Origin of the sequence: Sphingosinicella sp. CPCC 101087, assembly GCF_004151485.1 — a bacterium.
Classification (GTDB): Bacteria; Pseudomonadota; Alphaproteobacteria; order Sphingomonadales; family Sphingomonadaceae; genus Allosphingosinicella.
Genome location: NZ_SBFF01000003.1, coordinates 154272 through 180461, shown reverse-complemented (window position 1 = coordinate 180461; position 26190 = coordinate 154272). Strand labels below are relative to the sequence as shown.

Annotated in this window: 19 protein-coding genes and 1 tRNA gene; 5 read left to right on the top strand and 15 right to left on the bottom strand. The window is 67.8% G+C overall.

Features of this window, described 5'->3' with window-relative positions:
• Positions 1-40: 40 nt before the first annotated feature.
• Positions 41-1873 carry a translational GTPase TypA gene (gene typA / locus EKM57_RS06105; RefSeq protein ID WP_129791597.1) on the bottom strand — a complete coding sequence of 611 codons (1833 nt, stop codon included), beginning with the start codon at positions 1871-1873 and terminating at the stop codon, positions 41-43.
• 359 nt (positions 1874-2232) lie between these two features.
• On the bottom strand, positions 2233-3189 hold the full coding sequence (locus tag EKM57_RS06100) for a calcium-binding protein (RefSeq protein WP_256386868.1): 957 nt from the start codon (positions 3187-3189) through the stop codon (positions 2233-2235).
• Positions 3190-3374: 185 nt separating this feature from the next.
• Here EKM57_RS06100 and EKM57_RS06095 point away from each other — a divergent pair, with 185 nt between their 5' ends.
• Positions 3375-5222 carry a DUF885 family protein gene (locus tag EKM57_RS06095; RefSeq protein WP_243450912.1) on the top strand — a complete coding sequence of 616 codons (1848 nt, stop codon included), beginning with the start codon at positions 3375-3377 and terminating at the stop codon, positions 5220-5222.
• Positions 5223-5345: 123 nt separating this feature from the next.
• On the opposite strand, the gene cydB is transcribed toward EKM57_RS06095, so the two are convergent.
• The 12 genes from cydB to EKM57_RS06030 form a co-directional block, all read right to left on the bottom strand.
• The gene (gene cydB / locus EKM57_RS06085; protein ID WP_129791594.1) at positions 5346-6344 is read right to left on the bottom strand and encodes a cytochrome d ubiquinol oxidase subunit II; all 999 of its coding nucleotides are present in this window, start codon (positions 6342-6344) and stop codon (positions 5346-5348) included.
• Positions 6341-7777 (bottom strand): cytochrome ubiquinol oxidase subunit I, encoded by a 1437-nt coding sequence (locus EKM57_RS06080; RefSeq protein WP_129791593.1) that lies wholly within the window; start codon positions 7775-7777, stop codon positions 6341-6343. The genes cydB and EKM57_RS06080 overlap by 4 nt, the downstream gene beginning before the upstream one ends.
• Positions 7778-8176: 399 nt before the next feature.
• Positions 8177-9112, bottom strand: coding sequence for a glutaminase (locus tag EKM57_RS06075; RefSeq protein ID WP_206185313.1), 936 nt, complete (start codon positions 9110-9112; stop codon positions 8177-8179).
• Positions 9113-10792: a hypothetical protein gene (locus EKM57_RS06070; RefSeq protein ID WP_129791592.1), complete on the bottom strand. Its 1680-nt coding sequence runs from the start codon at positions 10790-10792 to the stop codon at positions 9113-9115.
• 99 nt (positions 10793-10891) lie between these two features.
• Positions 10892-11650 carry an NRDE family protein gene (locus EKM57_RS06065; protein WP_129791591.1) on the bottom strand — a complete coding sequence of 253 codons (759 nt, stop codon included), beginning with the start codon at positions 11648-11650 and terminating at the stop codon, positions 10892-10894.
• 190 nt (positions 11651-11840) lie between these two features.
• Complete coding sequence (locus EKM57_RS06060) at positions 11841-12728, bottom strand: hypothetical protein (protein ID WP_243450911.1); 888 nt, start codon at positions 12726-12728, stop codon at positions 11841-11843.
• Positions 12725-14032, bottom strand: coding sequence for a prolyl oligopeptidase family serine peptidase (locus EKM57_RS06055; protein WP_129791590.1), 1308 nt, complete (start codon positions 14030-14032; stop codon positions 12725-12727). The genes EKM57_RS06060 and EKM57_RS06055 overlap by 4 nt, the downstream gene beginning before the upstream one ends.
• Positions 14029-15594: a tannase/feruloyl esterase family alpha/beta hydrolase gene (locus EKM57_RS06050; protein ID WP_129791589.1), complete on the bottom strand. Its 1566-nt coding sequence runs from the start codon at positions 15592-15594 to the stop codon at positions 14029-14031. Before EKM57_RS06050 ends, EKM57_RS06055 begins: the two co-directional genes overlap by 4 nt.
• Positions 15594-18242 carry a TonB-dependent receptor gene (locus EKM57_RS06045; RefSeq protein WP_243450910.1) on the bottom strand — a complete coding sequence of 883 codons (2649 nt, stop codon included), beginning with the start codon at positions 18240-18242 and terminating at the stop codon, positions 15594-15596. Before EKM57_RS06045 ends, EKM57_RS06050 begins: the two co-directional genes overlap by 1 nt.
• Positions 18243-18304: 62 nt before the next feature.
• The gene (locus EKM57_RS06040; protein ID WP_129791588.1) at positions 18305-19330 is read right to left on the bottom strand and encodes a hypothetical protein; all 1026 of its coding nucleotides are present in this window, start codon (positions 19328-19330) and stop codon (positions 18305-18307) included.
• Positions 19327-20448 (bottom strand): CapA family protein, encoded by a 1122-nt coding sequence (locus tag EKM57_RS06035; RefSeq protein WP_129791587.1) that lies wholly within the window; start codon positions 20446-20448, stop codon positions 19327-19329. Before EKM57_RS06035 ends, EKM57_RS06040 begins: the two co-directional genes overlap by 4 nt.
• A complete protein-coding gene (locus tag EKM57_RS06030; protein WP_129791586.1) occupies positions 20445-21623 on the bottom strand; it encodes a cytochrome P450 in 1179 nt (392 codons plus the stop codon). The genes EKM57_RS06035 and EKM57_RS06030 overlap by 4 nt, the downstream gene beginning before the upstream one ends.
• Positions 21624-21699: 76 nt before the next feature.
• On the opposite strand from EKM57_RS06030, the gene EKM57_RS06025 reads away from it, so the two are divergent.
• Positions 21700-22701 (top strand): LacI family DNA-binding transcriptional regulator, encoded by a 1002-nt coding sequence (locus tag EKM57_RS06025; RefSeq protein WP_129791585.1) that lies wholly within the window; start codon positions 21700-21702, stop codon positions 22699-22701.
• A gap of 83 nt (positions 22702-22784) precedes the next feature.
• On the top strand, positions 22785-24158 hold the full coding sequence (locus tag EKM57_RS06020) for an MmgE/PrpD family protein (protein ID WP_129791584.1): 1374 nt from the start codon (positions 22785-22787) through the stop codon (positions 24156-24158).
• Positions 24159-24211: 53 nt separating this feature from the next.
• On the opposite strand, the gene EKM57_RS06015 is transcribed toward EKM57_RS06020, so the two are convergent.
• Positions 24212-24285, bottom strand: a tRNA-Gln gene (locus tag EKM57_RS06015).
• 181 nt (positions 24286-24466) lie between these two features.
• On the opposite strand from EKM57_RS06015, the gene EKM57_RS06010 reads away from it, so the two are divergent.
• Both EKM57_RS06010 and EKM57_RS06005 read left to right on the top strand, forming a co-directional pair.
• Positions 24467-25519 (top strand): Ppx/GppA phosphatase family protein, encoded by a 1053-nt coding sequence (locus tag EKM57_RS06010; RefSeq protein WP_129791583.1) that lies wholly within the window; start codon positions 24467-24469, stop codon positions 25517-25519.
• The gene (locus EKM57_RS06005) at positions 25516-26175 is read left to right on the top strand and encodes an RlmE family RNA methyltransferase (protein WP_129791582.1); all 660 of its coding nucleotides are present in this window, start codon (positions 25516-25518) and stop codon (positions 26173-26175) included. The genes EKM57_RS06010 and EKM57_RS06005 overlap by 4 nt, the downstream gene beginning before the upstream one ends.
• Positions 26176-26190: the final 15 nt, after the last annotated feature.

The window sequence follows — 26190 nt, the reverse complement described above, 5'->3', positions numbered from 1 at the left end:
GCTTCTCCCCTTCCCTTCCCGCGACGGTTCGCGGCGAGGCTTATGCCGCCTCGGCCTTGCGCGACTGGCGCTTGCGCTCGTGGGGATCGAGGTAGCGCTTGCGGATGCGGATCACCTTCGGCGTGACCTCGACCAGTTCGTCGTCCTGAATGTAGGCGATCGCCTGCTCCAGCGTCATCCGGCGCGGCGGCGTCAGGCGGATGCTGTCGTCCTTGCCGCCCGAGGCGCGGAAGTTCGTGAGCTGCTTGGACTTCAGCGGATTGACCTCGAGGTCCTGAGGCTTGGCATTCTCGCCAATCACCATTCCCTCGTAAAGCGCATCGCCGGGCGAGATGAACAGGATGCCGCGCTCCTCGAGCATGTTCAGCGCATAGGCCACCGCCTCGCCCTTCTCCATCGAGATGAGGACGCCGTTCTGCCTGCCCTGGATCGGGCCCTTATAGGGACCGTATTTCTCGAACAGGCGGTTCATGATCCCGGTGCCGCGGGTGTCGGACAGGAACTCGCCGTGATAGCCGATCAGGCCGCGCGACGGCGCCGAGAAGGTGAGGCGCGTCTTGCCGCCGCCGGACGGGCGCATGTCGGTCATCTCGGCCTTGCGCTGGGCCATTTTCTCGACGACCGTGCCGCTATGCTCGTCATCGACGTCGATGACGACCGTCTCGTACGGCTCCTCGCGGCCATTGGGGCCGTCGCGGAAGAGCACCCGCGGCCGGCTGATCGACAGTTCGAAACCTTCGCGGCGCATCGTCTCGATGAGCACGCCGAGCTGCAGCTCACCGCGGCCGGCGACCTCATAGGCGTCCTTCTCGGCGCTCTCGGTGATCCGGATCGCGACATTGCCCTCGGCCTCGCGCGCCAGCCGGTCGCGGATCACGCGGCTCTGCACCTTGTCGCCGTCGCGGCCCGCATAGGGGCTGTCGTTGACCGCGAAGCTCATCGCCAGCGTCGGTGGATCGATCGGGCGCGCAGGCAGCGGCTCGGTCACGGCCGGATCGGCGATCGTGTTCGAGACGGTCGCCTTGGTGAGGCCGGCGATGGCGACGATATCGCCCGCTTCCGCCGTCTCGACCGGCACGCGCTCGAGGCCGCGAAAGGCGAACACCTTCGTCGCGCGTCCGACCTCGACCGCCTTGCCGTCGACGTCGATCGCATTGATCGGCATGTTGACCTGGAGCCGGCCGCTCTCGATCCGGCCGGTCAGGATGCGGCCGAGGAAGGGGTCACGATCGAGCAGGGTAACGAGCATCTTGAACGGCCCGTCCGGATCGAGCCCCGGCGCCGGCACGTGGCTGACGATGGTCTCGAAAAGGGGGTTGAGATCGCCCGAACGGACATCGTCGCTGCGGCCGGCATAGCCGGCGCGGCCGCTCGCATAGAGCGTCGGAAAGTCGAGCTGCTCGTCATTGGCGTCGAGGCTGAGGAAGAGCTCGAACACCTCGTCGAGCACCTCGGCCGGCCGCGCGTCGGGCCGGTCGATCTTGTTGACGACGACGATCGGCTTCAGGCCGAGCGCGAGCGCCTTGCCGGTGACGAACTTGGTCTGCGGCATTGGGCCCTCGGCCGCATCGACGAGCAGGATCACCCCGTCGACCATCGACAGGATGCGCTCGACTTCGGCGCCGAAATCGGCGTGGCCCGGCGTGTCCACGATGTTGATATGCGTCGTCTCGCCGCCATGCTCCCACTCGACCGAGGTGCACTTGGCGAGGATGGTGATCCCGCGCTCCTTCTCGAGGTCGTTCGAATCCATCGCCCGTTCCTCCACGCGCTGATTGTCGCGGAAGGTGCCGGACTGGCGGAACAGCTGGTCGACAAGGGTCGTCTTGCCGTGATCGACGTGGGCGATGATCGCCACGTTGCGCAGGCTCATCTTCGTTCAACTCTTTTTAGCGGGAAATATGTCCCGTCCATATAGCGGCGATGTTGCGGTGCAACAAGGTCGAAGGCGAATCCCGGCGAGGGTTCAGGCGGCTTCCCGCGCCGAAAGCCGCCGCGGAAGGGGATGTCGATTCGCCCGCAGGTGGCGGCACGCCACAGCACGTTCACCGGGAACGGGCTCATCAGCGCAGAGCCTCGCAACGCGTTCCACCAGCTCCGGACGCGGCGGATCGTGCATGCTGCCCGTCCCCGCCGGCGATCATCGACGGGCATCGATGATCGCGTTAATTCCGCTCGGCAGGAGTCAGGCAGGACTTGCTCGGCCGGTCGCGGGCCCGCCCGACCCGCACGTCAGAAGACGACGAAGTCAGTGGCCGCCAAAGCCGGCGGATGGTTGTCCAAAGTAGCGAACTGGATCGCAGCGCCGCCGCCTTCGCCGTCGGCGTCGTAGAGCAGGGCGCCGGTGACGGGGTTGTAGACGATCCGGTGGGCGGCCGTGCTCGCCGCGCTGCCGATCGCGAGCGCGTCGGAAGCCAGCGCACCGGAAGGCAGCGCGCGGAAGACCGCATCGTCGAGGAAGATGCTGTCCTCGCTTTGGGTGAAGTCCAGGATGGTGTCGACATTGGCGCGGCCGAGCGGCGTGTCGAAGTAGAAGCGATCGGCGTCGATCCCCCCTTCGAGGATGTCGTTGCCCTCGCCCCCGAACAGCCGGTCGAAGCGGTCGCCGCCCCTCAGAAGGTCGTTGCCGCCTTCGCCTTCCAGCGTGTTCGACCCCTTGTTGCCGTAGATCCGGTTGGCGAGCGCGTTGCCCGTCCCGTTGATCGCCTCGCGCCCGGTCAGCGACAGGTGCTCGACATTGTCGGTCAGCGTGTAGCTGATCGCGCTCTTCACCCGATCCGCCCCTTCGCCTGCCAGCTCGATCACCTGGTCGCCGGCCTCGTCGACGACATAGGTGTCGTTGCCGGTCCCGCCGCGCATCTCGTCGGCACCGGCGCCGCCATCGAGCAGATTGGACCCGCGGTTGCCGACCAGCTGGTTCGTCCCGGCATTGCCGGTGCCGCTGATCGTGGCATTCCCGATCAGCAGGAGGTTCTCGACATGATCGGGCAGAATATAGTCCACCGAGCTTCGCACCCGGTCGACGCCTTCTCCGGCCAGCTCCTCCACCTTGTCGGCGGCATGATCGACCACATAGGTGTCGTTGCCGCCGCGGCCGCGCATCAGGTCCTTGCCGCGCGCCCCGTCCAGCAGATTGTTGGCCGAATTGCCGGTGAGCTGATTACCATGGCCGTTGCCGGTGCCGTCGATCGCCGCCGCCCCGGTGAGAATCAGGTTCTCGACATAGTTGGCGAGGGTGAAGCTCTACCATAGCGTTGACGAAGCTGACGGTAGAAAGGTGGGTCCTGGAAAGGCAATGGGTTCAAGAGCGACCACAGTTGCGCCCAAAACAACCCCAAGCTACGCCCTTATCCCTGCAGAGAATGGAGACCGCCTTGCTCGACCGCCGCACCTTCCTCGCCAGCTCGACCGCGCTCGGCTTTCTCGCTTTCGGCGGCCTCCCCGTCCGGGCGCTGGCACAGGCCCAGCCCGCCGAGGCGCAGGCCGCCGGCGAGCGCGACGCGGCGCTCGACGCGATGCTCGACGGCTGGTTCCGCGAGGACCTTCTCGACAACCCCACCTTCGCCACCAACCTCGGCCTCGACACCGGCGAGCTCGCGCAGCTGCGCGGCAGGCTCGGCGAATCTTCGCTCGCCGAGATCAATGAGGAGCGCGCCCAGTCCGTCGAGCGGCTCCGGCAGATCGAAGGGTTCGAACGCGAAGGCCTCTCCGAGGCCGGCCGGCTCAACTACGACATCGCCCAGTTCCGCTGGTCGGTGAACGCCCAGGGTGCGCGCTTCCGCTATGGCAGCGCCGGCGGGCGGCCCGCGCTCTACGTGCTGAGCCAGCTCGGCGGCAGCTATTACGGCGTTCCGGACTTCCTCGACACGCAGCATCCAATCGGCGACCGCCAGGACGCCGAATATTATCTCGACCGCGTCGAGGATTTCGCCCGCAACCTGCAGCAGGAGACGGAGCGGCTGCGGCACGACGCCTCGCTGGGCGTGGTTGCTCCCGACTTCATCCTCGACAAGACGATCGCCAGCATCAGCCGGCTACGCGAAGGCCCGGCGGCCGAATCCACCCTCGTCCGGTCGCTCGTCCGCCGCACCCGCGAACAGGGCATCGAGGGGGATTGGGAGGCACGGGCGACGGCTTTGGTCTCGGGTCCGGTCGCCGCCGGGCTCGACGCCCAGATCGCGCTGCTGCGCGATCTGCGCACGAACGCCGTGCACGATGCCGGAGTCTGGCGGCTGCCCGAGGGCGAGGCCTATTACGACTGGGGCATTCGCGCCAACACGACGACCACGATGACCGGCGACGAGATCCACCGCACCGGGCTCGAGCAGGTCGCCGAGCTCCATGCCGAGCTCGACACGATGCTCAAGGCGCAGGGTTATACCCAGGGATCGGTCGGCGACCGGCTCAACGCGATGAACGAGGAAGAACGCTTCCTCTACCCGAACACCGACGCCGGCCGCGCCGAGCTGCTCGCGGCCCTGAACCGCCAGGTCGAGGAAATCACGCCGCGCCTGCCGCGCATGTTCAACCGGATCCCGACCTCCCGCGTCCAGATACGGCGCGTTCCGGTAGAGATCGAGATCGGCGCGCCCGGCGGCTATTATCAGGGCGCGTCGCTCGACGGGTCACGTCCGGGGGCTTATTACATCAACCTGCGCGACACGCACGAGCGGCCGAGCCTCGGCCTGCCTACCCTCTCCTATCACGAGGCGGTGCCGGGCCACCATTTCCAGGTCTCGCTGGCGCGCGAGGCGGGCGAGCTGCCGCTCTATCGCCGTACCCAGGGCTTCTCGGCCTACAATGAAGGATGGGCGCTCTACGCGGAGCGCGTCGCGGACGAGCTCGGCGTCTATGAAGACGATCCGTTCGGCCGGATCGGCTATCTGCAGAGCTACCTGTTCCGCGCGGTGCGCCTGGTGGTCGACAGCGGCATGCACCACAAGCGCTGGAGCCGCGAGCAGGCGGTGCGCTACATGGTCGACAATGCCGCCGAGCCCGAGGGTTCCGCCGTGCGCGAGATCGAACGCTACTGCGTCTGGCCCGGCCAGGCCTGCGCCTACAAGATCGGCCAGACCGTGATCGCCAACCTGCGCGCCGAGGCGGAGCGGACGATGGGCGAGCGGTTCGACATCAAGGCCTTCCACGACGTCGTGCTGCTCGCCGGATCGATGCCGCTGACCGTGCTGGAACGGCGAGTACAGGACTGGATGCGCACCGCCTGAACTGCCGTCAGGGGTTGATCCACCAGCGCAGGGCGTAGGCGACCGCGGAGACGGCCGCCACGCCCGCCGCCCACAAGAGCACGAACCAGCCGAGGCGCTTCCAGAACGGGCGCGGCGATGGCGTCAGTGGTAGCCCTCCTCGCCGACCTTGCCGCGGAACACCCAATAGGCCCAGCCGGTATAAACGAGGATGACGGGCACGAGGATGGCGGCGCCGACCAGCATGAACAATTGGCTCGAATGCGGCGCCGCAGCCTCCCAGATCGTGACGCGGCCCGGAATGACGTCCGGCCAGATCGAGACGCCGAGCCCGACCATCGACAGCAGGAAGAGCGCGAGCGCCCAGAGGAAGGGCGCGGCATCGCGCGGCCGCGACAGCGCCCGCCAGCACATCCAGGCCGCGAACAGGACGAGCAACGGCATCGGGACGGTCACCAGCATGCCCGGCCATTCGAACCAGCGATAGAAATATTGCGGCTCGACGAACGGCGTCGCGAGGCTCACCGCCCCGATGGCGAGCAGCAGCGCCGGCAGCAGCCGCCGCGCCCAGCGCCGGACATTGTCCTGCAGCGGTCCGCTCGTCTTCCAGATCAGCCAGCAGGCGCCGAGCAGGGCATAGCCGGCCACGAGGCTGGCGCCCGTCAGGAGGCTGAACGGCGACAGCCATTCCCACCACCCGCCGGCATAGGCCCGTCCGTCGACGGTGATGCCCTGGAGGAGCGCGCCGAGGGTGACGCCCTGCATGAAGGTCGCCACCAGCGAGCCTCCAAAGAAGCCGACGTCCCACCAACGGCGATGGCCGGGATCGCGCCAGCGCGCCTCGAAGGCGACGCCGCGGAAGACCAGGCCGAGCAGCATCGCGATCAGCGGCGCATAGAGCGCCGGCAGCACGATCGCATAAGCCAGGGGAAAAGCGGCAAGCAGGCCGCCGCCGCCCATGACCAGCCAGGTCTCGTTGCCGTCCCACACCGGCGCAATCGCGTTCATGGCCTGGTCGCGCTCCCGGCCGACCGGGAAGCTGGGAAAGAGGATTCCGATTCCGAGATCGAATCCGTCCATCACGACATAAGCCGCCACCGCAAAGGCGATGATGAAGGCCCAGATGATGGTGAGGTCGATCATGACGCCTCCTCGCTACGGTCCGGCCGCGTCTCGGCGCCGCGCTCATTCACCGATGGCGCCGGGGTGATTCCGGCGGTGCGGATCGGTGCGCCGGCGATGCCGGTCTCGCCGGCGTGCGGCGCATGCGCCATCAGGCGCAAGATGTAGACGGTCCCGGCGGCGAAGACGGTGAAATAGACGATCACGAAGGCGAGCAAGGATGCGCTGACGGCCGGCGCGGCGATCGGCGATACGGCATCGGCCGTGCGCAGCTGGCCATAGATCACCCAGGGCTGGCGGCCGACCTCCGTCGTCACCCAGCCGGCGATCACGGCGACGAATCCCGCCGGGCCCATCACCAGAGCGAATCGGTGGAGCAGCGGCCAGTCGTACAGGCGCTTGCGCAACCGCGCCCAAAGGCTGAGCAGCCCGAGGCCGAACATCAGCAGGCCGAGGCCGACCATGATGCGGAACGACCAGAAGATGATTCCGGCGGGCGGCCGCTCGTCGGGAGGATAAGCTGAGAGGCCCTTTACCGGGGCGTTCCAGTCATGATGCAGGATCAGCGACGACAGATGCGGGATCTCGACGCTGGCATGGACCGTCTCCCGCTCCGAATCCGGGATTCCGAACAGGATGAGCGGTGCGCCGTCCGGATAGCTGCGGAAATGACCCTCCATCGCCGCGACCTTGGCGGGCTGGTGCTCGAGCGTGTTGAGCCCGTGAAGGTCTCCGACGACCATCTGCACCGGCGCGACCAGAGCCAGCATCCACATCGCCATCGAGAACATCTTGCGCACCTCGGGCGTGTCGCGGCGGTGCAGCAGGTGCCAGGCGCCGACCCCACCGACGACCAGAGCGGTGGTCAGGTAAGCGGCCGTGACGGTGTGCACGAGACGGTAGGGGAAGCTCGGATTGAAGATGATCTCGAGCCAGCCCGCGGCCGGAACGAACTGTCCGGCCTCGTTCAGCGCCCAACCGACCGGCGTGTGCATCCAGCTGTTGACGCTGAGAATCCAGAAGGCGGAGATTACGGTCCCCACGGCGACCATCAGGGTCGCGGCGAAGTGCAGACCCTTGCCGACCTTGTCCATGCCGAACAGCATCACGCCCAGGAAGCCGGCTTCCAGGAAGAAGGCGGTCAGCACCTCATAGGCCATGAGCGGCCCAATGATCGGGCCGGCGCGGTCCGAGAAGACCGACCAATTGGTTCCGAACTGGTAGGACATGACGATCCCGGAAACGACGCCCATCGCGAAGGTGATGGCGAAGATCTTCAGCCAGTAGCGGAACAGGTTGAGATAGCGGTCGCGCCCCGTCTTGAGCCACAGCCCTTCGAGCACCGCGAGATAGGAGGCCAGGCCGATCGAGAAGGCCGGAAAGATGAAGTGAAAGCTCACCGTGAAGGCGAACTGCAGCCGCGCCAGCAGCAAGGCGGTGGCGGCGTCGGTCAAGGTGGGGACCCTCCCTCGTGACGATGCGCCGCGCTATAGCCGAACCGCGGGCCGGGTCGAACGTTTGTTTGTCGCGCGAAGGAGTCGGGATCGCCCGCCGGCGGGCGCGTCCGGGGCGTTCCCGGACGCGGCGCTAGGCAAAGAGCGGCGAAGTCGCGACCGTCAGCATCATCGCGCCGACGAACATGGCGGCGACGCAGGTCGAGGCGGTGCGGAACGCTTCGGCGGTCATCTCGATCTCCCTTCCGGCGGCAGCCGCCGCGGGTGCCCCGGCTAGGCCGCGGCAGCGGTCAGGACATCAGGATTGCGACGAAGCCTGCGGATCGGTTCGACCGCCGCCCCGGCCGTCCGACGAAAGGGCGGTCGCAGGCGACGAACGCGCCGCGCGCCCAATCCACTTCAGAAGAAGACCGACCAGCCGGTGCGCTCGACGAGCGCTTCGAGCGCCGCAGCGCCGGCCGCGCTCGTGCCCGCTTCGTTGAGCCCCGGCGACCAGACCGCGATCGTCCCGTGGCCCGGAGCGACGGCCAGGATGCCGCCGCCGACCCCGCTCTTGCCGGGCAGCCCGACTCGAAACGCGAACTCGCCCGAATTGTCGTAATGGCCGCACAGCATCATCACGCTGTTGATGCGGCGGGCCCGGTGCCAGGCGACCACTTCCCGGCCCGTGCACGGATCGCGGCCGTCGAAGGCGAGGAACAGGCCGGCGCGGGCGAGCTGCCGGCAGCTCATCGCCAGCGCACAGTGGCGGAAATAGGCCGACAGCACCGTCTCGACGTCGTTGGTGAGGATACCGAAGCTCTTCATAAACCAGGCGAGGCTTCGATTGCGGGCGCCGGTCGCCGCTTCGGAAGCCGCCACCGCGTCGTCCACCCGGATGCTCCCGTCGCCCGCCTCGACGCGCAGGAAGGCGAGCAGCCGGTCGATCGCCGCATCCGCGCCGCCATCGCCGACCAGCTGATCGGTGACGACGATCGCGCCGGGGTTGATCAGCGGATTTCGGGGCTTGCCCTGCTCGTGCTCGAGCTGGACGATCGAATTGAACGCGCTTCCAGACGGCTCGCGCCCCACCTTGTCCCACAAAGCGGGTCCGACCCGCTCCAGCGCCAGCGCCAGGGTGAACACCTTCGAGATGGACTGGATCGAGAAGGGAACGTCGCAATCGCCGGCGCCGTGCACCTCGCCCGTCCCATCGGCGAAGGCGATTCCGAAGCGGTTCGGATCGACGTCAGCCAGCGCCGGAATGTAGGTGGCGACGCGGCCGCTGCCGCGAAGAGGCGCCGTCGCCGCCAGCACTTCGGCCAGCAGGCGGTCCATGTCCTCCGCGCCGGCCATCTATATGCGCTTAGGGTAAATGGGTCGGATGTCCGTCGGGATGTGGGCGGTCGCGGCAAGCACCGCATTCGCCTCGGCGTCAAGCCGGGCATAGCGTTCGAAGAAAGCGCGCGTGCCCTCATAATCGCCATTGCCCTGAAGCCGGACGAGATCGGCGACCAGGTCCCTGATGCCGCTCTCCAGCCGGTCGTAATCGATCCGGAAGCGCCGGGCCGAAGCGTCCCAGGCGAAGCCGCCTTTCTCGCGCAGATAGGCATATTGGACGGCGGCGCCGCGGCCGTGCGCCTCCTCGGTTCCGAAGCGGACGGCGCGGAAGATCCCCGCCAGATAGGTGGCGAGCGCCTGCTCGCGCTCGGCGGCCGGAAGCTCGCCTCGCTCCATCATGTAGAGGATGTTGTAGACGCCCATGACGTCGGCCTTGGCTTCCTCGCTGGCCGAATAGACGTCGCGCAGACGTTCGTTGACCGTGGTCTGTCGCCCGTCGACGGTAATGGTCCCGGGCCCGAGGCTGTGCGACAGCTCGTGGAACAGGGTCTCCATCGTCATATATTCGCGGGTCACCAGCGGCGCCTGGTCGGCGACGAGCACGAACTCGGCCATCGGCGCCAGGATGCGATCATATTTGGCGCCGAGCACGTTGGCCAGGATCACCTTCTTCGCGCCCTTCGTCTCCCGCACCCTTTCGTCATTGGGCAGGTTGAAGGCGACGGTCTGCACACCGGGCACATTGTCGCCGCCGCCATGGACCTGATCGGCGACCAGGATCGGCGAATCGAACTGCCGGTTGAAATTCTTGTAGCGGTCCTCGACCGGGAGGTTGCGCTCCATGTCGGGGAGCAAGGCCTTGTAATGGTCGAGCGCGGCGCTCTCTTCGGGATCCTTGACGGTGATGAAGGCCTCGAACGCGGTCTTCGTGCCGTGCAGGCGGTCGGTATAGACCTCATAGGGTCCGATCACCGGCTCGATCGGCGTCCCGCTTAGGTCCATCCAGGCGAGTTCGGATTCATAATAATCGTTGGTGCGGAAGGCCTGGGCGCGGAGCTGGAGGAAGCGGCTCAGACTTTCGTTGCTCGTCGTCTGCGCCGCCTGTTCAAGCAGGCGCGCCGCCGGCTCGAGCCATTCGCGATAGGCCTCGCTATAGGGTATGGCGACCAGCCGGTCGCCGTCGCGCCGCACCACCGTATAGGGGCTGGTCAGCGCCTCGCGCTGGTCGGGATGCGCGGCGAGATAGGCCTCGAACGTCTCGCGGGTCACGTCCTCGGGATAGAAGCCGGCCCCGGGCGGCGCCGGTTCCGAACCCCAGAAGGGATGATGTTCGGCGAGCGTGTCCCAAGGCCCGAAATGAAGATCGAACATGGCGAGCAAGGCGTCGCGATCGGCGCGCCGGCTGCGCTCGATCGCGGAGCGGATCTCGGGATTGCGGGCATGGACCTGGCGCAGATAGATTTCGCTCATCAGGTCGGCCGCCTGGATGAGCAGGTTCACGACCTGCCTTTCCTCGGCGTTGAGGAAGGCCACGTCCGGCTCCATCCTGATGTCGGCGAAGCGCGCCCGCTGGGCCGCAAGATCGTAGCCGGCCTCGGCGGCAGCGGCGGGTGCCGGTCCGGCGGGCGGCTGGGTCTGGTTCATTGCGCAGGCCGCGCTCGAAACCGCCAGCAACGCGATGGTCACCTTACGCATCGTCTCTCCTCGAATGGGTGCCGACGCCATAGCCCGGCACGGCGGCGATGGGAATTGCGTGGCATGCGGCGCCTGCGCTGCAGGATCGCGCTCCGGCCCTCAGATGTCCCAGCGGAAGGCGAGGCTCGTGTCTCCGTCCGCCTCGCCGTCGCCGCGGTATTGGCGCTCCACGATGAGGCCCTCGCCCTGGTCGTCCACGGCGACGACCGTGCTGCAGCGTGTGCCGTACAGCGGATGGCGGATGAAGATGGATGAAAGCGGCGGCTCGTCAGGCACGTCCGAAGGCGCAATCTCGGTTGCGTCGGCTGGCAGGCTATCGTCGCGGAGAAGGGCGAGCAGCGCCTCGGTCCCGGCATGGGGTTCATCGAGCCAGGCGCTCAGCCCTTCCTTCAGCCGCAGCGTCTTCGGCCAGGGCGCGTCGAGGGGTCCGTTGGAAAGGCCGTAGACGCCAGGTTCCAGCCGGCGACGAAGGGGCTCGGGACGATTGGTCAGGAAATCGGCGCGATCGCCGTCGGCCACGATCAGGTTGAACGGGTTGAAGGCCGCGAGTTCGTCCGTCCGGAGCTCGGCGAAGCGGCCCCGGCCGGCGAGCGGATCGCTGACCAGCGCACCGCGCGAAACCCGCTTGGGCTGCGGCGGACCGTAGCCTCGCAAGTTGGTCACCACGGCAAAGCGTCCCTGCTCCGAAACGCCCATCCAGCTGCCGCCGGATTGCAGGTCGCGACCGGCGATGATCCCGCTGCCGTCGTCCCAGCGCCCGAGGGGCGCGGCGGGACGGGCATGAAGCTCGTCGCGATTGCCGGCGGCCACGAGGTGCCAGCGCGGATGGGCTCGCCAGGCGAAGGCCAGGACACACATGAGTCGGCGCTAGCGCGAGATAGGGGAGGCGTGAAGGCGAAAGACGTTGCGGCGGAAAGGGGGAAGGGTCTCGGTCGGTCCGGCGAACGGGCCGCACGGGTCGGCCGTGGAAGTCGCCGCACTTGCGAAAGGGCTCCCCGCCGGCCGCAAAGCTCCGAATATCGCCTTTCCGGCGGAGACGCCTTGCGGCTCATTCCCTCCGGGGCTGGCCGGGCCTGATCGTCCAGGCCGGATCGCTGCGCAGCCGGCCGCCTTCCAGGAAGGCAGCCGCGGCCTCGGCATCGCCCTTCAACCGCCAATCGAGCCAGTCCACGGCGATTCGGGCATAGGCCCCGCCGCGCGGCTGGCGATAGGTGCCGCCATGGCCGGAAGCGTCATATGCCAGGACGACGGGCACGTGCCGGATCCGGCTGACATCGTCGACCGCGTTGGGATGGGCCACGTCATCCGGTCCGCCGGTCACGTAGAGGATTGGCCCGTGAATCTGCTGAAGCGAGGCCTTGGTGACCTCCACGCCTTGCGGGTGCGTGCCATCGTTGAGGGCCCCGCTGTTCATGATCAGGCTCGTGGTCACGCGCGGATCGCGGCTGGCGTCGAGCGCGAGCAGCCCTCCGCAGCTGTGTCCGGCGACGGCGATGCGCGTGGGATCGATCCGGCCCCGATAGGGGCTGTCGGTCCGGCTGTTCTCGTCGAGCGCCCAGTCGATCGCGCGGATCATCGCCCTGGTGTCGGTCTGCGGCCGCCAGACACCGTCCGGATCGTGCGGACGAGGCGTTTCGGCAGATGCGGGACGGGGCGCCCTCGCCGGCGGAGAGCCGATCGGCCCGACGGCGACCACGAGATAGCCGTGGGATGCGATTTCGGTCAGGAACTCGGCGGCGCTGTTGCCCAGATTGACGCAGCCGCCATTGCCCCAGACGAGCAGAGGGAGGCGGTCGCCCCGATCGAGGTTCGCGGGGCGATAGACGGTATGGGTGGGGAGGGTCGCTTCGGACACCATGATGGCGGGCGTCGGCCCCGAGCCGGCGGACTGCGGCTCGCCAGCCACGAGCAGGAATGCGGCGATCAGACTCTTCATCGGCAAATCCTCTCGAATGCGCTGCAGGGGCGGAGCGGCGGCGGCGGGCGGAAGCGGGTGAAGCGTCCCTCGCCCTCCCCGACCTTCTCGGCCAGGTCGTTGAGCCGCTCCGGGGACGCCGGCCAGCGATCAATGGCTATCCTGGTCTCGAGCGCCTCCAGGGCGGCGAGATGCTCCGCCGCGGCGAAGCCGCAATGTCCCGCGCGCCTCACCCAGGCTGCACGGAACATGTCCTCGCGGCCGGCGCGACGGACGATATCCCGATAGGCGGTCTGAAGGCGGGCCGAAGTCGCTCCGTCGCCGATCTCATGATAGCTCAGCACCGGGATCCGGAGCTGCCCGCTGGGAACGTAATTGTCCCGCATATAGGCAACGGCCACCGGGTCGGCGGCGATGCGGGGAGCGGCATTGAGTCGGTCCAGATCCGCTTCCAGATCGAGACCGGCCTCGCGATAGAGGGCGCTGACATGCGCGTAGCGCTCGCTGGCCCGAAGCTGGGCGCGGTAGTCGATGCCGCTATTCCATGAAAAGATGCCCCCCGCCCTCTTCTCCTGGTCCACACGCGGCAGGAAGGTTCCGAAGACGAAGGCGGCCGCGGCCTGCCTCTGCTGCTCGGCATGATCACCCTCGGCGGGCTCGCTCGCCCGGGGATCCGTCCAGTGCGGCAGCCCCGCCAAGGCTGCGGCCAGCGCGATCCGCGCCCGCCCCGCGGGCGTTCGCTGCGCCGCCTCGAGCGCGGCGCGCACCCGCGCGGCGTTCACCCTGTCGTCGTCGACCTCGACCAGCCGGATGTCGCTTTCGGGCGCGAGCAGGGTCTTGAACGCGAAAGCGCCATCGAGCGCCATGTTCATCATTCCGATCGAGCCCCCGATGGATCCGCACGAACTGAGTGCCCCGACGAAGCGGTCGGGGTGCCGTTCAGCGAGCGCGATCGTGATCAGGCCACCCATGGAGGCGCCCCAGGCGATGACCCGCCTGGGCGGTCCGAACCGCTCGCTCACCGCCTTCAGCGTCGCGATCTGGTCGGGCACGGCTTCCTCGACTGCCCATCCCGAGGCGGAATATTCGGTCCCCGCAAGCGCATATCCCCGGCGCAGCAGCAGCTCGCGGGTCCCGCGCGGTGCGGTAGCGACGGTGTCGCTGCTGCCATAACCGCGGCTCCACAGGAGCAAGGTCCCGTTCCAGTTCGCCGGATATTCCGCAGCCCATCGGCCCCCTGCCGGCGTCCGGCCCTCGGCGGTCGCGCTCTCGGTAGCCGGTTGGCTTCCTGCCAGCGCCATCAGGGCGAGGAGGAGGATCTTCATCGCTCCGCCGCACCGTATCGGGTGAGCTGCGGGTCGGGCGCGCAGCGGAACGAGCCCGCTTCGCTCGGATCGCCGCTCCCGTCATAGCGGGCGCTTTGCGGAAAGCGGCAGAGCGGCCGGGCGAACCGGGTTCGGCCATCCTCAATCTTCCGCGCGACGATGGTGTCCGGCGGACGACCCTGCTCCACCCACGCGATCAGCGCCCACAATATGTCCCGCGAGGGATCTCCAGACGCCGTCTCCTGTCCCGACCCGCCGAACTGGTCGGCGCCGGGGCCGCCGCGGCAATGAAGCATGCCCGGCGCGAGGAACAGCCTGACGGCTTCGGCCAGCGCTTCGACTCCGCCATTGGCGGCGGCCAGCGCCTGATAATAGTCGATGGTCGGGCCCGCCACGACCGAGGGATCCTGCCAGCCCTGATAGATGATCGCCTTGCCGCCAGCGGCGATGAAGGGCGCGATGTCGGTGCGGTCGGCCCGCAGCTCGGGCATGGTCCGGTAGACGGCTTCGAGGTCGCGGGTGCGCTGGAAGCGGTCCTCGTCCCACTCGGGATCGTCGTACACGGCATCCGCCCACATCGCCCGCAGCAGCGGCGAAGGCGGTCCGGGCCGGGTCCTGACCCCTGGGAACAGCCCGTCGTCCATCGGCCGCCCCTTCTCGTCGGGCATCGGCGCGATGATCGCCTGGAGCATGGCGAGCTTCTGCGGCGTGAGACAGCCCCTGGTCTCCTCCTCCGGGCAGAGCAGGGTCGTGGTGTCGAAGCTGCAGGCCAGAGGGTTGCCGATGATCCCGTCGCTCAGGCCGTCGGTCATGTCGCAGGCGCGCGTCGCCGCCGACTCGTAGAGGGCCCAGTCCGAATCGTTCAGCGCTGCTTGCGGCTGCCACTTCTGGAGCAGCGAGAACCACATCATCCTGATCGAGTTCAGCGGCATGTTGGGTCCGGGGGCGCCCGAGACTATGCCGTGATAATCGTCCGGATAGTTCTGCATCTCCTTGAGGCCCTGCCGCCCACCGCCCGAGCAGCCCAGGAAGTAGCGCCGGGTCGCCTCCCGACCGTAAAAGCGACGAACGAGCTCGCGCGCCGCCACGGTGGTGAGGTGCGTCGCCCGATGCTCGTAATCGACCCGGGCCTGCGGGTCGGCCATCCAGCGGTCGTTCGACGCCTTGTGCCCGCTGTCGGTGCTGACCGTGGCGAACCCTTCATTCGCGCGCCGGCTCATGTCTCCATAGTTGAAGAAGCCGGCAGGCCCGCCCACCCCGGCGGCCAGCAGCCGTCCGTTCCAGCGCGCCGGCAAGGGTAGCCAGAGCTCGAAGCCGATATTCTCCTCGATCACGCCCTCGACCCGGCAGAGCGAAACCTGGACGGAGGGCCATCTTTGCTCCGCCGCCGGCACCGGGGTCCAGCCACCCGCAGCCTGCACCTCGCTCGCCCGCACCACGGTCACCGACCCAGGATGCCGGCCTTCGAGACGGGAGCAGTCCTGGGCGGCGGCCGGCTCAGCGGCCGAAGCGAGCGCCAGGCCCGCCGCTGCCAGGATCGTCCCCGCCTTGAACCCGCGCATCAGAACCGGACCCCAGCCGTGACCGAGATCAGACGCGGGACGGGGTTGGACGACTGGGGGTCGTATCCCGTCGCGCTGTCGACGAAGGGAGGATCCTCGTCGAACAGGTTGCGCACGTCGATCGAGAAGCGGAACCGTTCGCTTATGTCCCATCCAAGGAACAGGTCGACCGTGTCATAGTCGCCGACCTGCTGGACCGGATTCACCGTCGTGTTGCGGTAGCCTGCGAGATGGTTCCACGTCACGCGCCCCTGGAATTCTCCCCAGCGGACGCCGAGATCCGCTTGAGAGCGGAACTTCTGGCTGAAATTGATCGTGCCGAGCACGTCGGAGGCCCCGACCCCCGGGACGGGCTCGAACTTGTAGCGCGTGAAATAGGTGCCCTGGGCGCCCACATCGAAGCCGACATCGCCCCATTCCCATTGATAGGTGAGGCCGAAATCGACTCCGCTGACCAGTGACCGACCCAGATTCTGCCGGCGACCATCGACGATGAACTGCACCAGCGACGGGTTGATCGCCGAGTTGATCGGCAGGCCGGAGTCGAGCAGGGCCTGGACCTGCTCGGGCGTCGGGTTCAGGGTCACGAACGACGCGTAGAGCGGATTGGTGAGTATCCCGGGCGTCCCGCGGAGCGCCTGGATCTGGTCCTTATAGTCGATGTCGAAATAGGTGGCGGTCGCGACCAGCCCGAGTCCCCGCGGGGCGAACTCTGCCCCCACCGACCAGGTCGTCGCCGTCTCGGGCTGAAGGTCCGGATTTCCGCCCGCAATGCCGATTCCGGTCAGGTTGCCGGCCGTGAACGGAAGCGTGTCGTAATAGAGACCGGCCCCGCCGCCGACCGTCGAAACCTCGGTGAAGGTCGGCGCCCGGAACGAGGTTCCGTACGTGCCCCGAAGCGTCAGGCTGCGGAACGGCCGGTAGGTCAGGCCGAGTTTCGGATTGGTCGTGTCTCCGAAGTCGCTGTAATGCTCGTAGCGCGCCGCCAGCGACAAGGAGAGTTCCTGCAGCCCGGGCCGCGCATTGGCGCTCCCGACGATGGGCACGAAGAGCTCGCCGAACACCGCCTTCACGTTTCTGGAACCGCTGTCGGCCGTGCTCGTCTGCGAAGCGCTGCTGCCCGTGATCAGGTCGGTAAAGGTGTATTCCTTCCGATATTCTCCACCCACTGCGAGGCGCACCGCTCCGCCGGGCAGGTCTAAGACCGACCCGTCGAGCTGGAGGTTCGCCACGTCGAGCCGGGTCCGGCCGGTGATGATGAAGAAGTTGTCGCGAATCCGCGCAAGCGTCTCGGGGTTGTTGAGACCGCCGAAGACGTTGAGGGCGGTGGCGGGATTGGTGTCTGCAAGCGCCGCGTTGAGCGCGGCATTGTTCACGCCGAGCCGCCGATCCGCCACGTCCTCGGATTCGCCGTGCGAGTAATAAACGGTTCCGACCCAGTCGGCGAACAGGTCCGCCTCGACGCCGCCCATGACGTTCCAGGATTCGCCGCGATAGGGATTGAGCGACAATCCCAGTTCCGGAACGAGCGAATAGGTCACGTTGACCGAAGTCGCGCCCGGCACCGGCGACACGAAGAACGGATTGGTGCTCGGCACGGTGGCCGTGAAGGTGTTGTTCGCCGGGATGATACCATCCCGGTAGGAATAGAATCCGTCAGCGAAGACCCGGATCCTCTCCCCGATGTCCTGGGATATCGCCGCGACGACGTTGATGCGTTCCTGGCTCGGAATGACCGCCGTCTCGTAGAAGCAGCGATTGGCCGTGCCCGCGACGAGGTCGCCCACATTGGCGGGCGAGACGCCGCCGCGCGGGATCGCATAGGTCGATCCGCCGACGCTGATCGTCCCCGGATTGCAGAAGGTGGGGCGGAGATCGCGCCCCCCGCGGAACCGGTTGTCCGCCTGGTAGAAGTCGAGGTCGTCCGACCACAAGGGCGAGTTGCGGGTATATTCGGCCGCAAGCATCACCGAGCCGCTGTCCCAGTCATAGCCGGCGATTCCCGCCAGCTGCTGCTCGTCATGGCCTTCTTCGGTGAAGCCGGACCGTGCCCGCAGCTCGATTCCGTCGAAATTCTTGCGCAGGATGAAGTTGACGACGCCGGCAATGGCGTCCGACCCGTAGATGGCCGAGGCGCCGTCGGCCACGACTTCGACCCGGGCCAAGGCGATGGCCGGCAGCACCGAGGGGTCGGTATATTGACCCTGCGTGCCCTGCGGCGGGAAGCGCTTGCCGTCGTAAAGGAGCAGGGTAGCGTTGGTGCCGATGCCGCGAAGGTTGATTCCGGCGCCGCGGGTCGCATTGGCCGCGCCGTTCTGAGCCGTCCCGCCCTGGCGGTTGGCGCCGAGGGAGACGACCTGCGGCACGCGGCGCAGAAGGTCGTTGGTCGAGAGAACCGGGGTCTGGGCGATCCGTTCCTGATCCACCGCGATGACGTTGGATCCGATCGCCTCGACTCCGCGGATTCGGCTGCCCGTGATGACGATCGTGCTGTCGTCCGTCGCAGCGTCGCCGGCCGGCCGGGCGGCCTCGTCGGCGGGCCGCGAAGGTTCCGGGGCCTGCGCCCAGCCGGCAGCGGCCGAGAGCAGCGCTATCGTCACGATCGACGAACGGACCGGCAAGCGGGTACGGCAGTTCGCGTAGCTCATTATTTCCTCCCCTTGATGTCCGCCCACCGAGCTCGCGTCGGCTTCCGGCGGCTGGACGGCGTTCAGGTTTCGGCTCGGGCGGCGGCCCTGCTTTTTCGAAGGCGGGGCGCCACGGACAGAAGGACGATGGCGCTGATCAGGATGATGGCGCCGATGAGCTCGGCCATCCGCGGCATCTGGAGCCCCCAGCCCGCCGCGAGCACGTATGCGGCGATGATTCCGGCCAGCAGGCTCGAGGCCCGCTCCAGCGGCACGCAATAGGCGTTCTCGTGCGGGTCGAGTAGGATGATGATGGAGAAGACGGACACGAAGGTCAGCGTCCCGGCGATCAGCACGAGCCACACGATGACCGGATCGGTCCAGACATGGATGAAGCCGAAGCCGAGTTCACCGGCCTGGGTGCCGAAGCCCGAGGCGGAGATCGCCGCCAGCGCCGCCACCGAGAGCGGGAGCGCGAAGACCTTCTCCTCGACGAAATAGCGGCGAACGGCAGCCGGATCCTGGCCCTTCGACACCCGGTTCATGACCGCGAGGCGCAGGAAGTAGCCGGCCGTGTAGACGATCACCGTCAGGATCGCCAACGGCGGGAGGTTCAGTCCGCCTCGGTCGCTAAGCGTGACGACCAGCGCGCCGGCGACCATCGCCAGGGCCGCCCAGCTCCACCAATGGACCTTGCGGCCGAACAGGAGGTCGATGATCGGCGCGATCAGCAGGATGTCGCCGCGCATCAGCAGCTGGATGAAGGGAATGCTGACCCCGGCGAAGGTGTAGGAAAGCGGTACGGTGAAGAGGATCATCGCCGTGCCGACGCCCGAAAGCAGGGTGTATCGGGTCGGGACCGGTATCCGCCGGCCAAGGATCCGGATGCCGTGCGCGTCGCGGTGCCAGCCCGACCACCAGATGAACAGGTAGGTCATCACCGTGTTGATGATCAGCGTCGCAGGGAGCGTCTCGAGACCGGTGAGCGGCCGTCCGAGCGTCTCGTGCGGGACGCTCGTGATCAGCTTCGTGACGATGACATTGGGCAGGTAGAAGAGGAAATAGAGGAAGACCCAGCCTTCCAGCGGGAAGCGGCGGATCGGGCTCATGATCCGGCCTCCAGCTCGACCATGTCGTCGCCGCTGCGATAGCGGGCGTTCAGCCCGGCCTCCTCCGTGACGGCCGCCATATAGTCGATGACAGCCTCATGGTCGGCGCTGCCGGACGGGGCGAATTGCGGGACGGCATCCCGCCCGATCACGACTGGCAGGAAACCGGCGCGGATGACGCGCCCCGCCGCCACTTCGAGCCGGGCCACCATCGAAAGCCGGGCCGCCTTCGGGAAATTGTAGAGGCTGTCGAAATCCGGCTCCCACTCCTCCGCCAGCGCCCTGATTTCCTGAAAGCTCTTGCTGGCCGCGTGGGCCGGATCCATCCGCAGGTCGGTGGCGAAGTTGCAAAGCGAGTAGAAGACGGGCTTGCCGTCGATGATCTCCGCGCCCTTGAGGATGTGGGCATGGTGGCCGAAGATGGCGTCGGCGCCGGCTGCGATCGCCGCCCTGGCGACGTCCCGCTGATAATCGGCGATCGTCGCCCGCACGAAATGGATGCCCCAGTGGTGCGAGACGATGACCAGGTCCGATTCGCGCTTCGCCGCCCGTATATCGTCTTCCATCGCCGCAAGGTCGGCCCGGTGGGGATAGCTGTGGATCCGCGCCGGCGTTCCCGGCTGATCATGCTCGATCTGTTCGTAGACGGTGAAGGCGCGCATCGGTGCGCAGCCCGGCCGGCGCTCATCCGCCCAGTAGCTCATCGGAAGGATGCTCGAATAAGCGAGGAAGGCGACGGTCGTGCCATCGTCGAGCGAGAGGCGGACCGGCCTGCGGGCGGCGGCGATGTCCGCGCCCGCGCCCACGACGCGCACACCCGCCGCGGCGAGATTGGAGAGGGTCTCGAAGAAGGCCTCGTTGCCCCAGTCGAGGCAGTGATTGCCGGCGAAGGAGACGACGTCGAAGCCCGCGCGGCCCAGCGCCGCCGCCCCGTCGGGTCGGGCGAGGACCGCATGCCGTGCCTGGGGGAGCCGGCCTCCACGCTCGGCGAAACTGGTCTCGAGCTGTCCGAACGTGACCGCCGCCCCGCGGAGCACGTCTCGCGTCGCGGCGAAGCAGGCGTCATAATCCTCGCGATCCATGGCGAGGTCGCCCGTGCCGAGAATGACGGCGCTCACCTCCGCGCCTCGAAGCGGATCGGGACCTCCAGCGCGCCGATCTCCGGGAAACGCGTCGGCTTTACCTCTCCGGCAAGAACGAAGCGGGGCGCAGCCTTCAGCAGTTCCTCGATCGCGACGATCAGCTCGAGCCGGCCCAAGGCGGTGCCGACACAGGTATGGGGCCCGCGCCCGAACGCCACCGATTCCTTCATGTTCGGCCGGTCGAGCCGGAACAGGTCGGGATCCTCGAAAACCGCCTCGTCGCGATTGGCGGAGGCATAGACCAAGGCGATGGGCTCGCCCTCGGGAATGAGGCGCCCGCCGATGTTGACGTCGCGCACCGCGGTTCGGGCAAATCCGCGATAAGGGGTATAAAGGCGAAGCAGTTCGTCGACGGCGGCCGGAATCAGGATCGGCTCGTCGCGGAGCCGGTCCTGCAGAGCCAGGTCCCGGCCGAGATGAACCGCGATCGATCCGACGACGACGGTCGGCGCGATCAGGCCGACGACGAGCACCTGGCGGATCGTGCCGACGATCAGTTCCTCGGGGAGCGGCTCTCCGTCGACCCGGACCGCGAGCAGGGCGCTGGCGGCGTCCTCGTCGACCGGCAACGGGTTGCGGCGGCGGTCCTCCACCACCGAGCGGGCCATCTGGTAGAGGAGCAGGCTGTTTTCCTGCGTCGCCTCGATGTCGTTGGACTGGACGGCGATATTGTAGCGCCGCCCGGCCTGGGTCAGGTCGGCCACCGCTTCCGCCTCGAGATTCATCCAGTTGGCGAAGACTTCCACCGTCATCGGCGCCGAAAAGTCGCCGCACACGTCGCCGCCGCCGGCCGCCACCATCCCGTCGAGCAGGCTGCGGCAGATCCTTCGGACGGCCGGCTCGAGCCGCGCCACCTTCCTTTCGGTCAGCAGCGGCGCCAGGGCCCGCCGGTACGGCGTGTGTTCCGGCGGATCGAGGTGAAGTGGTGGCCGCCGGCCGGTGAAGGCCACCTTCGGGACCACATTCTGTCGCGAGGTGATGAAGGTCCGCCAGTCCGAAGCCGCCTCGACCACGTCCTCGTGCTTCATCAGCGCCCAGAAGCCGCCCCACGCATCGCTGTGCGCGACCGGGCATTCGCTCCGCAGCCGTCGATACAAAGCGTGCGGACTGTCGAACGTTTCCGGCTGGATAGGGTCAAAGTCATGACTCATAACAATGTGGATAACGCGGAATGAAAGCGCTTTCAACAGGCTTTCTCTTTGATCGTGGCCGCGCCATATCCCTCGGATGGAAGACGGCATCCCGCCCCCTAAGATCAGCGACGTGGCCGCTCTTGCCGGAGTCTCGCCGGCAACGGTTTCACGATTCCTGAATCGTCCGGCGACGGTCGCGAGACTGACCTCCGAACGGATCCGGGCGGCGATCGCCGAGACCGGCTACCTCCCCAATCTCAACGCCGGCGCCCTCGCGTCGAAGCGGTCCCGTCTGATTGCCGCCTTCGTTCCCGAGATCGCCCAATCCGTCTTCAACGACACGATGGAGGCGATGATCGACGGCCTCGCGAATGAAGGGAACAGCGTCATGCTGGCGTTGACCGGGCCCGACAATCGCCGCCTCGAGTCGCAGATCAACGCTGCCTTGTCCTGGCGCGTCGACGCCATCATCCTCACGGGCATCGTCACCGACGAGGCGATGCGCGACCGGCTGAGGCGGCATCCGATCACGGTCATCGAGACCTGGGGCCTGCCGGAGGAACCGATCGACGTCGCCATCGGCTTCTCTCATGCGCGGGCCGGCGCGGAGATGGCGCGATTCCTGAGACAGCGGGGGTACAGGCGGCCCCATCTGGTCGTACCACGCTCTACCCGCTCGCAGCGCCGCGGCCGAGCCTTCGCCGAGCAGTGGATGATGGACGGCGGCGCGGAGCCGAGCAGCCTCGAGGTCGAGGTACCGACCCATTTCGGCCAGGGACGCCTCGCCTATCGGGGATTGGCAGACCTGCCGCACCGGCCGGACGTGGTGGTGTGCGGCTCCGACTGGATCGCTCAGGGGCTCATCGTCGAGGCCCAGGCCGCCGGGGTGAAGGTACCGGACGACGTCGCCGTCACCGGCTTCGGCAACCTGCGCCTCGCCGGGGACATGCGACCGACCATCACCTCGGTCGACGTCGATGGCAGCCGCGTGGCCGAGGAAGCGATGAAGGTGCTGCGCAAGCGCATGGCCGGCGAATCGCTCGAGGCGAGACGGATCGACGTGGGCTTCCGGATCATCGCGCGCGAGAGCGCCTGACCGTCCGCCGGCTCCGTGAGGCGGCTCGACAAGCGGAGCGCACGCCGCTAGCCGCTGATGAAAGCGCTTTCAGGAGCCCGTCCATGAATCTCACCCGGATCCTGGCCGAACATGTGGCGGGAACCGCCTACGACCAGCTTCCGCGCGCGACGGTGCACGCAACCAAGCGCGCCTTGCTCGACTCGATGGGAGTCATGCTCGCGGCAAGCGGGCTCGCCGAGGAAGCCCGCCCTTACCGGAGACTCGCGCTTGCGCAGCGCGGCCGAGGCCGAGCCCGTCTGATCGGAGGGGCGGCAAGCGTCCCGGTCGAAGCCGCCGCCTTGGCGAACGGCGCCCTCGCCCATGCGCTCGATTATGGCGATACGTTCGATGCGGGCCCCGCCCATCCCAATGCCGGCCTGGTCCCGGCACTGCTCGCTTTGGCCGAGAGCGAGGGGATCGGCGGCAAGACCTTCATCACCGCAATGGCGGCCGGGTGCGACCTTTGCTGCCGGCTTTCGCTGGCGGCGGTGCAGCCGCTGGACCGGAGGGGTTGGTACCCGCCGCCACTGTTCGGCCTGATCGGCGCGACCGCCGGCTGCGCGCGTTTACTCGGGCTGAGCGCGGAAGAGACCCTGCATGCGATCGGCCTGGCTTTGTGCCAGGCAAGCTTTCCCGGAGAGATCAAGCATGATGCGACCTCGCCGATTCGGGCGGTGCGCGAAGGCTTCGTCGCCCGCGCCGCAGTAACGGCGGTGGATCTGGCGAAGAACGGTGCCAGGAGCTTCCAGGCACCTCTCGAAGGGAAGAGCGGGTTCTTTGCGGCTTATGCCGGCGCTCCGCCCGATCCTTCTCCCCTGCTGGACGGGCTGGGAACGACCTTCCTCGGCGAACGTGTCAGCTTCAAGCCATGGCCTAGCTGCCGCGGCACCCACGCTTATATCCAGGCGGCGCTGGAGCTGAGGAAGCGGCCCGGCTTCGATCATGAGCGGATTTCGCGGATCGAAGTGATGGTGGGCCCCGTCCAGCAGATGCTGGTCACGCCGGCCGCGACCAAGGCCGCGCCGGTCACGTCGATCGACGCCAAGTTCAGCATTCCGTTCACGCTCGCGGCCGCCCTCGTCCACGGCTCGGTCGGGCTCGATTCGTTCTGCGCGGAGGCCCGCAACGATCCGGTCCTGCTCGCCTGCGCGCGCAAGGTCGTCGCGATCGACCATCCGGACTGGGACCATCGCCACGCCGCCTCGGGATCGGTGAGGATCGTCGCGGACGACGGCGCCGAGCACCAGCTGAACGTCGCTCACGCCGCCGGCCACCCCGAGGAACCCATCGGCGACGAGGCGCTGACCGCCAAGTTCGTGGACTGCGCCGCGCGGGCCGAGCGCCCGGTAACGGGCAGGCAAGCGCAGGTCATGGCGTCCCGCATCATGGAAGCCGAAACGCTCGCGGAGATGGGAGCCCTGCTCGACCCGGCATAACGCAAGGGCGAGCGGCGAAACGGTCGCTCTACCAGCCTGTGTCTCGGGTGAAATGGATGCCCCGCGTGGATTCGAACCACGATTGACGGATTCAGAGTCCGTAGTCTTACCATTAGACGACGGGGCAGCGAGCGCCGGGAGATAGGAAGGGACGCAGGGGCTGTCAACGCCGTGCGGCGGCGCAGAGGAGCGCGCCGGGCGCCTCCCTCGCCCCCCGCCTTGCCGGGAAAAGCGGCTTTGTATAGAAAGGTCACAAGTCAATGGACGGCCTTGGCCGTCTGAAACGAGAATATAAGAGAAGTCCGGTCATGCCGCAGCAAGCCGCAATGGCTCCGCAAGCGCCGGCTCCAGACCCGGCCGAGGCGGACCTCCCCAGCTCTTCCTTCCGCGGCCGCGGTGCCCGGCACACTTACGGCGCGATCGACCTCGGCACCAATAATTGCCGGCTCCTGGTGGCGCGGCCGAACGAGGCCGGGTTCACCGTGGTCGACGCTTTCTCGCGCGTGGTTCGGCTCGGCGAGGGCATGGCGACCAGCGGGAAGATCAGCGAGGCGGCCCAGGATCGGGCGGTGGCAGCGCTCGCCATATGCGCCGAAAAATTGAGGCGCCGACGGGTAAGCCTCGCCCGCTCGGTGGCCACCGAAGCCTGCCGGCGCGCGGTCAACGGCCGCCAGTTCGTCGAGCGCGTTCGGCGCGAAACGGGAATCTGCCTCGACATCATCTCGCCGGAAGAGGAAGCGCGGCTCGCCATGCTGGGCTGCCACCGGCTGCTCGAGCCCGGCGACGGGCCGGCGCTGATCTTCGACATCGGCGGCGGTTCGACCGAGCTGGTTCTGATCGACACCGATGGCGGCGATCCGCGGATCAAATGCTGGTGGAGCGCACCCTGGGGCGTCTATTCGCTCACGGAGAGCGAGGGCCGCGAATTCCCCACGAACGAGGAAAGGCTGGCGGCCTACGGGCGAATGCGGGAGCGCGTCCGCCATGCCTTCCGCCATTTCACCGAGCTGCTGCCGGCCAGCAAGGACGATATCAGGCTGATGGGGACCAGCGGGACGGTGACGACCCTGGCCAGCGTTCACCTTGCCTTGCCGAGCTACGACCGGCGAGCCGTCGACGGCCTGCGCATGCCCGCGGCGGCGATGCGCGAGATCAGCACCATGCTGTCGACGATGAGTCATGAGGAGCGGGCGCGTTTCCCCTGCATAGGCCACGAGCGCGCCGACCTGGTCGTCGCCGGCTGCGCCATCCTCGAGGCGATCATGGACATCTGGCCCGCCGAGACGCTGGGCGTTGCCGACCGCGGCATACGCGAGGGAATCCTGCGCTCGCTGATGGCGCGCGACGGCCACCCGATATGACCCGTGCCGGCGGGGGTCCGCGGACGAGGGTCAAGACCGCGAAGGGACGGCGCCTTTCCTCGACGCGCTGGCTCGAGCGCCAGCTCAACGATCCCTATGTGCGCCGCGCCAAGGCCGAAGGCTATCGCTCCCGGGCCGCCTACAAGCTGATCGAGCTCGACGAACGGTTCGGTTTCCTCCGAGGCGTCCGGAAGGTTGTCGATCTCGGCATCGCTCCGGGCGGCTGGACCCAGATCGTGCGCAGGCAGGCGCCGCAGGCCACGGTGGTCGGGATCGACCTGCTGCCGACCGACCCGATCGACGGCGCGACGATTCTGCAGATGGACTTCATGGACGAGACCGCGCCCGACCGGCTCAAGGAGGCGCTCGGCGGCCCGGCCGACCTGATCCTCTCCGACATGGCGGCGAACACCGTCGGCCATCCCCCCACCGATCATCTGCGTACGATGGGGCTCGTCGAGGCAGCGCTCGAATTCGCCGTGGAGGTGCTGCGCCCGGGCGGCGCGTTCGTGGCCAAGGTGCTCGCCGGCGGCGCCGATGCCGAGCTCGTCGCCGAACTGAAGCGGCGCTTCGCCACCGTGAAGCACGCCAAGCCGCCGGCCAGCCGCAAGGGCTCGTCGGAATGGTACGTCGTCGCGCAGGGGTTCAAGGCGTAACGCGCCGGTCCGGCT